Below are 11,782 nucleotides of genomic sequence, written 5' to 3'. Positions count from 1 at the left end.
AATTGTTACTTTCGGGCCTAATTTAGAGCCGTGCTCTACGGGATCATCGCCGCCACCACCGCCTTCCTCCTGACCGCCGTGCTCGCGGCGCTGCTCAGGGGGCCCGTTCTGCGGGCCGGGATCGTCGACCGGCGGCGACAGCGGCCGGTGCCGCTGTTCGGGGGGCTGGCCGTCGTGGCCGTCACCTGTCTCGTCGCCGGGACCGGGCAGTGGACGCGGGTGGCACCCCTGGGGGACGGGGTGGCGCGGCTGCTGGTCGCGGGGGTGGGCGTCGCCGCGCTCGGGCTGGCCGCCGACGTGTGGCGGCTGCGGGCGCGGGTGCTGGTCGGCGGTACGGCGGTGGCGGCGGCCTTCGTGGTGCCGTACGAGGAGACGGGGCTGCCCGCCGGGCTGCTCGCGGTCGCCTGGATCGTCTTCGCGGCGCTGGCCTTCCGGGCCCTCGACCACGCCGACGGGCTCGCGGGCACGGTCGGGGTGGTCACCGCCTTCGGCGCCGGCGCCTGCGCGGCGGCCGAGGTGATGGACGGGCTCGCGGTGCTGCTGAGCGTGCTCGCCGCCGCCCTGACCGGGTTCCTCATGCACAACTGGCCGCCGGCCCGGATCGGTCTGGGGGCCTGCGGGTCGCTGTTCACCGGCTTCCTGCTCGCCGCCGCCGCCGTGTTCGCCCGGGCGGGGTACCCGCTCGCGTCCAGCGCCCGGGTCCTCTTCCCGCTCACCGCGGTCGCCACCGCGGACGTGGTCCTCGTGGTCGTCTCGCGGCTGATGGCCGGGCGCCCGCTGCTGCGCGGCGGGCCCGACCACCTCGCCCACCGGCTGCGGCGGCTCGGGCCCACGCCGCCCACGGTCACCGCGCTGCTGGGGGCCGGGGCCTTCGCGGCGGTACTGGCCGGGGTGCTCGTGCACAGCGGGTGGGCGGGGGAGCCGGCCGTGCTGTGGGTGGTCGGCGGGGCGTCGGCGGTCGTGCTCGGACTGCTGCGCGTCCCCGTGTACGGGGCCCGTCGCCGGGCACCCGCACAGACCGGACCCCGGACGGCGACCCGGACCCTCACCGGGACACCGGTCCAGACCTCCACCAGGACGCCCGCGCAGACCTCCACCCGCACACCCGTTCAGACCTTCACCCGGACACCGGCCCAGACCTCCTTCACGTCACCCGTTCGGGCCTCCTTCAGGCCGCCCGCGCAGGGCTCCACACAGGACTCCGGTGATGCATCCACGCAGGTCACAGGGCGGTTGCGTGTAAGGAACGGATAAGACTTGAGCCCAGTCGACTCATGTCTGTTGACCCAGCGGTCCGCCTCATGCACACTTGAGCCTGTTCCACTCAAGTCAGCTGGAGGAATCAACCATGGCACGTGCGGTCGGCATCGACCTGGGCACGACTAACTCCGTCGTCAGCGTTCTGGAGGGCGGCGAGCCCACCGTCATCACCAACGCCGAGGGTGCCAGGACCACGCCGTCCGTCGTCGCCTTCGCCAAGAACGGCGAGGTGCTGGTGGGCGAGGTCGCCAAGCGCCAGGCGGTCACGAACGTGGACCGGACCATCCGCTCGGTGAAGCGCCACATGGGCACCGACTGGAAGATGGAGCTCGACGGGAAGCCCTTCAACCCGCAGCAGATCTCCGCCTTCATCCTGCAGAAGCTGAAGCGCGACGCCGAGTCCTACCTGGGCGAGAAGGTGACCGACGCGGTCATCACCGTCCCGGCGTACTTCAACGACTCCGAGCGCCAGGCGACCAAGGAGGCCGGCGAGATCGCCGGTCTGAACGTCCTTCGCATCGTCAACGAGCCGACCGCGGCCGCGCTCGCCTACGGCCTGGACAAGGACGACCAGACGATCCTCGTCTTCGACCTCGGCGGCGGCACCTTCGACGTGTCCCTGCTGGAGATCGGCGACGGCGTCGTCGAGGTGAAGGCCACCAACGGTGACAACCACCTCGGTGGTGACGACTGGGACCAGCGCGTCGTCGACTACCTGGTGCAGCAGTTCAAGTCCGGTCACGGCGTGGACCTGGCCAAGGACAAGATGGCCCTGCAGCGTCTGCGCGAGGCCGCCGAGAAGGCGAAGATCGAGCTGTCCTCGTCCACCGAGACCTCGATCAACCTTCCCTACATCACCGCGTCCGCCGAGGGCCCGCTGCACCTGGACGAGAAGCTCACCCGGGCTCAGTTCCAGCAGCTGACGGCCGACCTGCTGGAGCGCTGCAAGACGCCGTTCCACAACGTCATCAAGGACGCCGGCATCTCCATCAACGAGATCGACCACGTCGTCCTCGTCGGTGGCTCCACCCGTATGCCCGCCGTCGCCGAGCTCGTCAAGGAGCTGACCGGCGGCAAGGAGGCCAACAAGGGCGTGAACCCGGACGAGGTCGTCGCCATCGGCGCCTCGCTCCAGGCCGGTGTCCTCAAGGGCGAGGTCAAGGACGTCCTGCTGCTCGACGTCACCCCGCTGTCCCTCGGTATCGAGACCAAGGGCGGCATCATGACCAAGCTGATCGAGCGCAACACCACGATCCCGACCAAGCGCTCCGAGATCTTCACCACGGCCGAGGACAACCAGCCGTCCGTGCAGATCCAGGTCTACCAGGGCGAGCGCGAGATCGCGGCGTACAACAAGAAGCTCGGCATGTTCGAGCTGACCGGTCTGCCGCCGGCGCCGCGCGGCGTCCCGCAGATCGAGGTCTCCTTCGACATCGACGCCAACGGCATCATGCACGTCACGGCGAAGGACCTCGGCACCGGCAAGGAGCAGAAGATGACCGTCACCGGCGGCTCCTCGCTCCCGAAGGAAGAGGTCGACCGCATGCGCGAGGAGGCCGAGCGGTACGCGGAGGAGGACCACAAGCGCCGCGAGGCCGCCGAGAGCCGCAACCAGGGCGAGCAGCTCGTCTACCAGACCGAGAAGTTCCTCAAGGACAACGAGGACAAGGTCCCGGGCGAGATCAAGACCGAGGTCGAGGGCGCGATCGGCGAACTGAAGGAAGCCCTCAAGGGCGAGGACACCGCCGAGATCCGGGGCGCCACGGAGAAGGTCGCGGCCGTCTCCCAGAAGCTGGGCCAGGCCATGTACGCCGACGCCGCGCAGGCCGCCGGTGGCGAGTCCGCCGGTGCCGGTGAGGCCAAGGCCGACGACGATGTCGTCGACGCCGAGATCGTGGACGACGAGCGCAAGGACGGTGCCGCGTGACGGAGGAGACCCCGGGCTTCGACGAGAAGCCCGACGTCCCCTCCGGCGCCACCCCTGAAGACGCCGAGCCGAAGGCCGCCTCCTCCCCGAAGGAGGAGGCGGCCCCGGCCGGGGACGCGAGCCAGACAGCGGGTCTGGTGGCCCAGCTGGACCAGGTGCGCACCGCGCTCGGCGAGCGCACCGCGGACCTCCAGCGCCTCCAGGCCGAGTACCAGAACTACCGCCGCCGCGTCGAGCGCGACCGGATCCAGGTCAAGGAGATCGCCATCGCGAACCTCCTGACCGAGCTCCTGCCCGTGCTGGACGACATCGGGCGAGCGAGGGAACACGGCGAACTCGTCGGCGGCTTCAAGTCGGTGGCCGAGTCGCTGGAGACCGTCGCGGCCAAGATGGGCCTGCAACAGTTCGGCAAGGAGGGCGAGCCCTTCGACCCGACGATCCACGAGGCCCTGATGCACAGTTACGCGCCGGACGTCACCGAGACGACGTGCGTGGCGATCCTGCAGCCCGGGTATCGCATCGGCGAGCGCACCATCCGCCCCGCGCGGGTGGCCGTGGCCGAGCCGCAGCCCGGCGCGCAGACGGTCAAGGCCGAGGGGGCCGACGAGGCCCAGGCGGCGGACGACGACAAGGACAACGGCCCTGAGGAGGGCTGACGTCGTAGACACTGACGGGAAGGAGGGGCGTCGGGGATGAGCACCAAGGACTTCATCGAGAAGGACTACTACAAGGTCCTCGGCGTCCCCAAGGACGCCACCGAGGCCGAGATCAAGAAGGCGTACCGGAAGCTCGCCCGCGAGAACCACCCGGACGCCAACAAGGGCAACGCCAAGGCCGAGGAGCGCTTCAAGGAGATCTCCGAGGCGAACGACGTCCTCGGTGACCCCAAGAAGCGCAAGGAGTACGACGAGGCGCGCGCGCTCTTCGGCAACGGGGGCTTCCGCCCCGGGCCGGGAGCGGGTGGCGGATCGTTCAACTTCGACCTGGGCGACCTCTTCGGCGGCGGAGCCGGAGGCGGTGCCCAGGGCGGCGGCTTCGGCGGCGGAATCGGTGACGTCTTCGGGGGCCTGTTCAACCGGGGCGGTGCGGGTACCACACGCACCCAGCCCCGGCGCGGCCAGGACATCGAGTCCGAGGTCACGCTGAGCTTCACGGAGGCCATCGAGGGGGCCACGGTCCCGCTCAGGATGTCCTCGCAGGCACCGTGCAAGGCCTGTTCGGGCACCGGCGACAAGAACGGCACCCCGCGTGTGTGCCCGACCTGCGTCGGCACCGGCCAGGTCGCCCGGGGCTCCGGGGGAGGCTTCTCCCTCACCGACCCCTGCCCCGACTGCAAGGGCCGCGGTCTGATCGCGGAACACCCCTGCATGGACTGCAAGGGCAGCGGCCGGGCCAAGTCGTCCCGCACCATGCAGGTCCGTATCCCGGCCGGCGTGACCGACGGGCAGCGCATCCGGCTGCGCGGCAAGGGCGCGCCCGGCGAGCGGGGCGGGCCGGCGGGTGACCTGTACGTGGTCGTGCACGTGGGTGAGCATCCGGTGTTCGGCCGCAGGGGCGACAACCTCACGGTCACCGTCCCCGTCACGTTCGCCGAGGCGGCCCTCGGCGGCGAGGTCAGGGTCCCGACCCTCGGCGGCCCCGCCGTCACGCTGAAGCTGCCGCCGGGCACGCCCAACGGGCGCACCATGCGGGCGCGGGGCAAGGGCGCGGTCCGCCAGGACGGCACCCGCGGCGACCTGTTGGTCACCGTCGAGGTGAGTGTTCCGAAGGACCTGTCGGGGAAGGCTCGTGACGCGCTCGAGGCGTATCGCGAGGCGACCGCGGGGGAGGATCCGCGGGCTGAGCTGTTCGAGGCTGCGAAGGGAGCTTGAGTGGGATGGACGGCCGTCGACGCAACCCGTATGAACTGACCGAGGAGACCCCGGTCTACGTCATCTCGGTGGCGGCCCAGCTTTCCGGCCTGCACCCGCAGACGCTGCGCCAGTACGACCGCCTGGGCCTGGTCTCGCCCGACCGCACTCCCGGCCGGGGCCGCCGCTACTCGGCCCGCGACATCGAACTGCTTCGCCAGGTGCAGCAGTTGTCGCAGGACGAGGGCATCAACCTGGCCGGCATCAAGCGCATCATCGAACTGGAGAACCAGGTCGCCGCCCTCCAGTCCCGTGTCGCGGAGATGCAGGCGGCGCTGGACGGCGCGGCGGCGGCGATGCGTCAGCGCGAGGCCGCCGTGCACGCCTCCTACCGGCGGGACCTCGTCCCGTACCAGGAGGTCCAGCAGACCAGCGCGCTGGTGGTCTGGCGTCCGAAGCGGCAGGGGCCGTCGGACTGACGCGCACGCGCACGCCGAAGGGGTCCGGAGGGTGAACCTCCGGGCCCCTTCGCCGTGCCCTTCGGTGCCGGGGGGACGTTCCGGTGGGGACGTGCGCGTCGTGAATCGTTCGCTCCTGTGCTCGGATCGGGGCGGCGACCCGAGTGGGCGTTCGCGCTGCCGACGATCGCGACTCGCGAGGTATGGAGTTGGTTGCACCGATCTTTACCCACACGTGAACTCCCGCTGGGTGAAGGGTCCGTAAAGGGCGTTTGGAGGCGATTCCGCTCCGCCTTCACAGGTGCTGCGGAGCGTGGTGTTGCGCACTCGTTAAGTGATTCCGCTTGACGCCGGTGGTGGGCGACGCGTTGGCTTTTCAGACATCTGGGTGGCATAGGAGCCGCCGCGTCCCGAAACCCCTGAAGTGAGCCCTCGAATGCGTCGTATCGCCCTGTCCGTGGCCGCCACCACGATGACCCTCTCGCTCGCCGGCTGCGGCATGCTGAACGCGACGGGGGACTCGAGCGACGCAAGCCCGACCAAGGGCAACGACGTCACCGTGGGCGTCCTGATGCCGGAGAAGACGAACACGCGGTACGCGGAGTTCGACTACCCGATCATGCGGGACCGGATCTCCGAGCTCACCAAGAAGCAGGGCAAGACCGTGTACGCCAACGCGGGGTCGAGCCTGAAGACGCAGATCCGCCAGATGCAGCAGATGATCGACGACAAGGTCGACCTGATCGTCCTCGACGCCGTCGACTCGCACGGCATCGCCCCCATGGTGAAGAAGGCCCATGAGGCGGGCATCCCGGTCATCGCCTACGACCGGCTGGCCGAGGGCCCGATCGACGCGTACGCCTCCTTCGACAACGAGCTCGTCGGTGAGGTCCAGGCCCGCACCCTGCTCGAGGCGCTGGGCCCGCAGGCCGACACCTCCGACAAGGTCGTGATGATCAACGGCTCGTCCACCGACCCGAACACGGCGCAGTTCAAGGAGGGCGCGCTCTCCGAGCTCAACGGCAAGGTGACCATCGCCGACAGCTACGACACCCCCCTCTGGGACCCGAAGAACGCCGAGAAGGAGATGACCAAGGCGATCAACACGATCGGCAAGGACAACATCGCCGCCGTCTACTCCGCCAACGACGCCATGGCCGGTGCCATCGTCGACGCGTTCCACAACGCGGGCGTCACCCATCTTCCGCCCATCACCGGCCAGGACGCGGAGCTGTCGGCGGTCCAGCGGGTCGTCTCCGGCGAGCAGTACATGAGCGTCTACAAGCCCTACCCGGACCTGGCCCAGGCCGCCGCGGAGATGGCCGTCGCCAAGCTGCAGGGCCGGGACATCCAGTTCGACTCCCTCACCCAGGACAAGGTCGACAGCCCCACCAACAAGGACATCCCCGCCCAGCTGGTCACGGTGAACGCCCTGACGCAGAAGACCATCAAGAGCACCGTCCTCGCGGACGGCATCTACAAGGTGGACGACATCTGCACGCCCAAGCTCAAGGCGGACTGCGCGGCCATCGGCCTGAAGTAGCCGCCCCCGGGCACGGCGCCGGCCGGCTGCCGCATCGCGCCACCCCCGTGGGCGCGATGCGGCGGCCCAGGTCGGACGGGGAAGCCCGACCGGGCCCCACCGGGCGTCCTGGCGCCCGGAGCAGGCGGTACCACGATGCACCCGTGGCTTGAGGCGCACCACCATCAGCTTGTTGCAGTGCGGCGGGCGGGGGCGGGGCGATAACCGGCCATACCAGTGGTTTACGTCGGTCGTGGCGCGGAGAGCCGTGTTGCGGACCCGGTCGGGGCCGCGCATAGTTGCGCTGCGGAAGAGGCCGCAAACCGGGGGTGGAATGGGCGATGGCCGGGCACGGGACGGAGGAGCATCCCCACGGTGCCGACCGACTGTGCGAGGCCGGGGATCGCGTGTATTCCCGGGCCGTACGGCGGGGCCGCGTGGCACGCACGGACGCCGAACCGGTGCCCTGCCTGCTGGAGCTGGCACTGCTGCACCCGGACCCCGACGACATGGACTGGCTGGTGCCGACCTCCCCGCAGGAGGTCATGACCCGGCTGCTGCGCGGGGTGTACGACGAAGTTAGGGAGAGCCAGCGACGGGTGGGCTCGGCGGTGTCCGCGTTCGAGCGGTACGCCGGTCTGGGACGGCAGTCGCAGCCTGCCGCGTCCGTCTCGGCGGAGGGCACCGCCATCCGCGTCCTGGACGGGTTGTCCCGGATCCAGGCCGCGATGGACGAGGCGACCGAGGCCTGCACCACCGAGGTGCTGACCGTGCAGCCCGGCGGCATCCGGCGGGAGGACGAGCTCACCGAGGGACTGCACCGGGCGCTGGCGCTGCGCGGCCGGGGCGTGCGCATGCGCGACCTGTACACGCACGTGGCCCGGCACGGGCAGGGGCTGCTGAACTACCTGGAGCTGATGGGTGACACGGTGGAGGCCCGCACCCTGGACGAGGTCATCGACCGGCTGATCCTCTTCGACCGCACGGTGGCCTTCATCCCCGCCAACGCCGACCGCACGATGGCGCTGGAACTGCGTCATCCCGCGCTGGTCGAATACCTGGTGACGGTTTTCGAAAGGCTGTGGCGGCTGGCCATCCCGCTGACCGCGCCGCTGCCCGACACCGGCATCGAGGGCATCTCCCACCGCGAGCAGTCCATCGCGGCCCTGCTGGCGGAGGGTCATCAGGACGCGGTGATCGCCGAGCGGCTCGGTATCAGCGTCCGCACCTGCCGGGCCCACATCGCCCGGCTGTCGGAGACGCTGGGGGCGGCCAGCCGTACTCAGCTGGGGGTGCGGATCGCCCAGGTGGGGCTGGACGGGCCGCCGCGCACGGCGCAGCCGGCCGTGGTCAGGCTTCCCGGTCGAGGATCCCCGACCGTGCGATGAGATAGCCGAGCTGGGCCCGGCTCTCGCTGCCCAGGGTGGCGGCGAGTTTGGCGATGTGGACGCGGGCGGTGCGGACGTTCATGCCGAGGCGGTCGGCGATGACGGCGTCGGTGTGGCCCTCGACGAGGAGGGCGGCGATCGCGCGCTGGCGCGGGGTGACGCCGTCGAGGGAGGGGCGGCGGACGGCTTCCGGGTACATGGGGGTGGCCAGGTGCCAGAGCCGGTCGAAGGTGGTGACGAAGTACCTGACCAGTGCGGGGTGGCGGACCTCGAGGGCGAGGGCGCCGGTGCCGTCCTCGCTCGCGGGGACGAAGGCCACCGTACGGTCGACGACGACGAGGCGGTCGGGCAGTTCGTCGAGGGTGCGGGCCGCCGTGTCGCCCTTCAGCTGCTCGTTGTAGGCGTAGATGGTGGGCCGGTGGCGCAGCGTGTCCTGGTAGAGGGTGCGGATACGGCCGCCGCGGTCCAGCAGCGCCTGGTCGCGGCCGTAGGCCTCGGTCTGCGCGATGTCGCCGCGTGGGCCGCCGAGGCCGGTGTACGGCTGGATGCAGAGGACTTCCTCGCGGCCCTCGGCCATGGCCTCGTCGAGGGCGCGGTTGATGCGGTCGCTGCCGCTGAGGAGGCGCAGGGTGGGGGTGGCGGTGGTGGCGGAGTGCGGTGCGTCGATGCGCATCAGGGGATCGAAGAGCTCCACCAGGCGTTCCTCGCGGCGCTGTTCGTCGGCGATGCGGGAGCGGGAGGTGCGCAGGAGGCGGTTGAGGGCGACGGTCGGGGCGACCGGCTCCAGCCGCCCCGGGTCCGCGACGGCCGGCTGCAGCAGACCCAGGTCCAGCAGGCAGGGCGCCCGTTCGGCCTCGGTGCCGTCGATCCCGCCGTCCCGCAGGGCCTGTGCGTACAGTTCCGATGCCGCGCGGCAGAGCTCCTCGGGGCCGTGCTCCGGGTGCGGCGACGGTATGCCGCTCACCGGCGGCCGTCCGGCTCCGGCAGCGGGCCGTTCTTGTTCAGGATGCCCGACTGGGCGATGAGGTAGCCGAGTTGGGCACGGCTGCCGCTGCCCAGGGCCTGGGCCAGCTTGGCGATGTGGGCACGGCAGGTCCGTACGTTCATGCCGAGGCGGCGGGCGATGGCCTCGTCGACATGGCCCTCCACCAGGAGCTTGGCGATGGAGTGCTGGATCTCGGTGATGCCCTCGGCGTCGACTTCGTACGGCCCGCCGGCGCTCATCGGGACGGCTCGGTCCCACAGGTACTCGAAGACCTTCATGAGATAGCGGACCAGGCCGGGTTGACGCAGTTCCAGGGCGATCTTGTGGTCCTCGCGGACCGGGATGAAGGCGACCGTGCCGTCGACGATGATCAGGCGCTCGACCAGTTCGTCGATGGTGCGGTACTCGATCTTGCCGTCCGAGAGCTGGGCGGCATAGGCCAGTTTCTCCGGGTTGTACCGCGCCGTGTGCTGGTACAGGCTGCGGATCTTCACACCACGTTCGATAAGGGGCCGGTCCCGCTCCAGTCCCTGCAGCAGACTGGTCTCCGAGATGCGGTCGGACGGCTGTACCGTGACGAGTTCGGTCTGGCACTGGGAGGTGGCGAGGTTGAGCGCCCCGTTGATCCGCTCGCTGCCTTCCAGCACCGTGATGGAGTCGCTGCTTGTCGTCGCCACCGTGCTGAGCGCCATGAACGGCTCGAAGACCTCGGCGAGTTCGACGGACAGGCGCCTGTGCTCGGCTATCTCCCGTTCGATGGGGTTGAGCCGCTGGGCGAGGGCGACCGCCGGGGGTACCGGGCGCAGCCAGTCGGGGTCGTCGGGATCGGGGTGGAGCAGGGCGAATTCGATCAGGCACGGGGCGGTGTCCGTGTCCGAGCGGGCGATGCGTCCCGTACTGAGAGCGCTGGTGTAGAGGCGGCTGCCTTCTTCACAGAGCTGCGTCATCGCATGGGGATGTGCCGCTTTTGGCCGATTCGCCACTAAATCTCCACCCCCCAATATCCTGAACATGCAGGAACATGATGCACTGATTCTGTGGCCACCACGTGCCCGAATGAGCCATCGTCGTACGTGACGGGGGAAAAGGGGACCTTCAAGTGAGGATGAAGCCGACTATGCGTAACAGACTGCTTCGCTCGGTGTTCGTCGCCGGCTTGTCCGCCGTCGCGGCCCTGGGGGTGTTGAGCGGCGTCTCCGGCGCTAAGAGCGGTATCCAGGCGGTGACTGAGTGGCCGTCGGCCGGGAAGTCCCAGCTCCAGGCCGTCACTGAGTGGCCGTCGGCCGGGAAGTCCCAGGTCCGGGCGGTCACCGAGTGGCCCCTGGTGGCCGTGAACACCGGTTCGGCGGCAGGCGGAGCCGGGAGCTGACGTGACGACTCCGCCCGACGACCGCTCCTTCCGCCGCGAGATGGCCACCGCCTATCGCTCCGGCTGGCACTTCATCGACCTGGTCACCGCCATCCCCCACAGCGGCGACTCGCTGATGGTGACCGTCTTCGGAGAGCCGGTCGTCGTCACGCGGGACGAGGACGAGGACGTGCGGGCGTACCGGTGCCTGCGGAAGCCCCGCGGGGCGCCACAGCCCGTGCGATGCGCCATTCGCTACGGAATGATCTTTGTGAACCTGGACCAGCGAGACCACCGGTTGGCAGACCCGGGAGTCTCGGACGTGAGGACCATCTCGGCCACCCCCCGCAGTGCCTGACGCGATTCCCCCGTCGTAAAAGATCGCTCAGGTACTTCCCCCCGCAGCGGCGTCACCGTGACCTGAACACGGTGACGCCGCTGTCGTTTCGGCGGACATTTCCCCGTATGCGCGTGTTTGCTCGGCCCTTCAGGGTGGCCGAAACACGCTCAACCCCGCCCCAGGGCCCGCTCCACCTCTATCTCGATCACCACGCGTGACGGATTGGGCGACGGGACCCGCTCGTAGCGCTCCGCGTAGCGCCGCTCCGCCTCCGCCACCCGCTCCCGCTCACCGCGGACGTGCGCCCGCCCCTCCAGCGTCGCCCACCGGCGCCCGTCCACCTGGCACACGGCGACCCGGGCGCCCTCCGGCCCCGCGGCCAGCACATGGGCCGCCTTGGCGCTCGCCTTGTTCGTGATCACCCGGGCCAGCCGCGCCCCGGCGTCGTAGGTCACTCCGACGGGAACGACGTGCGGGCTCCCGTCGGGGCGGAGGGTCGTCAGCGTGCACAGGTGCCGCTCCCGCCAGAAGCTCAGATAGGGCTCGTCCGGGGCACCCGGATCCACGGAGTACGTACTCATGGAACGGAAGCCAACCAGAACCACCCTCGCGCCTCCACCGGAGCCGCCCGGAGCCGCCTTGAGTGGAATAGACTCAACTTTGTGTACGTTGGTTAAGTCAGCAGTGGGATGTACGGCCGACGA

General features: G+C 70.1%; 12 protein-coding genes. 9 read left to right on the top strand and 3 right to left on the bottom strand.

All coding sequences use genetic code 11. The features are described 5' to 3' along the window. The first annotated feature begins 30 nt into the window (after positions 1–30). The 7 genes from ACFYZQ_RS09695 to ACFYZQ_RS09665 all read left to right on the top strand — a co-directional run bounded on the left by ACFYZQ_RS09695 (position 31) and on the right by ACFYZQ_RS09665 (position 8,405). Entirely contained in the window at positions 31–1,254 is a 1,224-nt protein-coding gene (locus tag ACFYZQ_RS09695) for an MraY family glycosyltransferase (RefSeq protein WP_389143880.1), read from the top strand. 94 nt (positions 1,255–1,348) lie between these two features. Next, positions 1,349–3,187: a molecular chaperone DnaK gene (gene dnaK, locus ACFYZQ_RS09690; RefSeq protein WP_389143878.1), complete on the top strand. Its 1,839-nt coding sequence runs from the start codon at positions 1,349–1,351 to the stop codon at positions 3,185–3,187. Beyond that, positions 3,184–3,843 (top strand): nucleotide exchange factor GrpE, encoded by a 660-nt coding sequence (grpE, locus tag ACFYZQ_RS09685; RefSeq protein ID WP_389143875.1) that lies wholly within the window; start codon positions 3,184–3,186, stop codon positions 3,841–3,843. The genes dnaK and grpE overlap by 4 nt, the downstream gene beginning before the upstream one ends. A gap of 36 nt (positions 3,844–3,879) precedes the next feature. Beyond that, positions 3,880–5,058 (top strand): molecular chaperone DnaJ, encoded by a 1,179-nt coding sequence (gene dnaJ, locus ACFYZQ_RS09680; protein WP_389143872.1) that lies wholly within the window; start codon positions 3,880–3,882, stop codon positions 5,056–5,058. Positions 5,059–5,063: 5 nt separating this feature from the next. After that, positions 5,064–5,516 carry a heat shock protein transcriptional repressor HspR gene (locus ACFYZQ_RS09675; protein ID WP_389143869.1) on the top strand — a complete coding sequence of 151 codons (453 nt, stop codon included), beginning with the start codon at positions 5,064–5,066 and terminating at the stop codon, positions 5,514–5,516. Positions 5,517–5,931: 415 nt separating this feature from the next. Beyond that, on the top strand, positions 5,932–7,038 hold the full coding sequence (locus ACFYZQ_RS09670) for a substrate-binding domain-containing protein (protein WP_389143866.1): 1,107 nt from the start codon (positions 5,932–5,934) through the stop codon (positions 7,036–7,038). A gap of 320 nt (positions 7,039–7,358) precedes the next feature. Next, on the top strand, positions 7,359–8,405 hold the full coding sequence (locus ACFYZQ_RS09665; protein WP_389143863.1) for a LuxR C-terminal-related transcriptional regulator: 1,047 nt from the start codon (positions 7,359–7,361) through the stop codon (positions 8,403–8,405). On the opposite strand, the gene ACFYZQ_RS09660 is transcribed toward ACFYZQ_RS09665, so the two are convergent. Next, positions 8,368–9,360 carry a LuxR C-terminal-related transcriptional regulator gene (locus ACFYZQ_RS09660; protein WP_389144724.1) on the bottom strand — a complete coding sequence of 331 codons (993 nt, stop codon included), beginning with the start codon at positions 9,358–9,360 and terminating at the stop codon, positions 8,368–8,370. The genes ACFYZQ_RS09665 and ACFYZQ_RS09660 overlap by 38 nt on opposite strands. A gap of 5 nt (positions 9,361–9,365) precedes the next feature. Then, entirely contained in the window at positions 9,366–10,337 is a 972-nt protein-coding gene (locus ACFYZQ_RS09655; RefSeq protein WP_389143861.1) for a helix-turn-helix transcriptional regulator, read from the bottom strand. Between the two features lie 170 nt (positions 10,338–10,507). Between ACFYZQ_RS09655 and ACFYZQ_RS09650 the strand changes: the two genes are divergently transcribed. Both ACFYZQ_RS09650 and ACFYZQ_RS09645 read left to right on the top strand, forming a co-directional pair. Then, positions 10,508–10,759 (top strand): hypothetical protein, encoded by a 252-nt coding sequence (locus tag ACFYZQ_RS09650; protein ID WP_389143859.1) that lies wholly within the window; start codon positions 10,508–10,510, stop codon positions 10,757–10,759. 40 nt (positions 10,760–10,799) lie between these two features. Beyond that, entirely contained in the window at positions 10,800–11,096 is a 297-nt protein-coding gene (locus ACFYZQ_RS09645) for a (2Fe-2S)-binding protein (RefSeq protein ID WP_389144721.1), read from the top strand. Between the two features lie 149 nt (positions 11,097–11,245). Here the strand turns inward: ACFYZQ_RS09645 and ACFYZQ_RS09640 are convergent, their stop codons facing one another. Further along, positions 11,246–11,659, bottom strand: coding sequence for a pyridoxamine 5'-phosphate oxidase family protein (locus tag ACFYZQ_RS09640; protein ID WP_389143857.1), 414 nt, complete (start codon positions 11,657–11,659; stop codon positions 11,246–11,248). Positions 11,660–11,782: the final 123 nt, after the last annotated feature.

This window comes from Streptomyces sp. NPDC001843, from assembly GCF_042891955.1.
Classification (GTDB): domain Bacteria; phylum Actinomycetota; class Actinomycetes; order Streptomycetales; family Streptomycetaceae; genus Streptomyces.
Note: the sequence above shows the minus strand (reverse complement) of the source record. Positions and strands in the feature narration are given on the sequence as shown.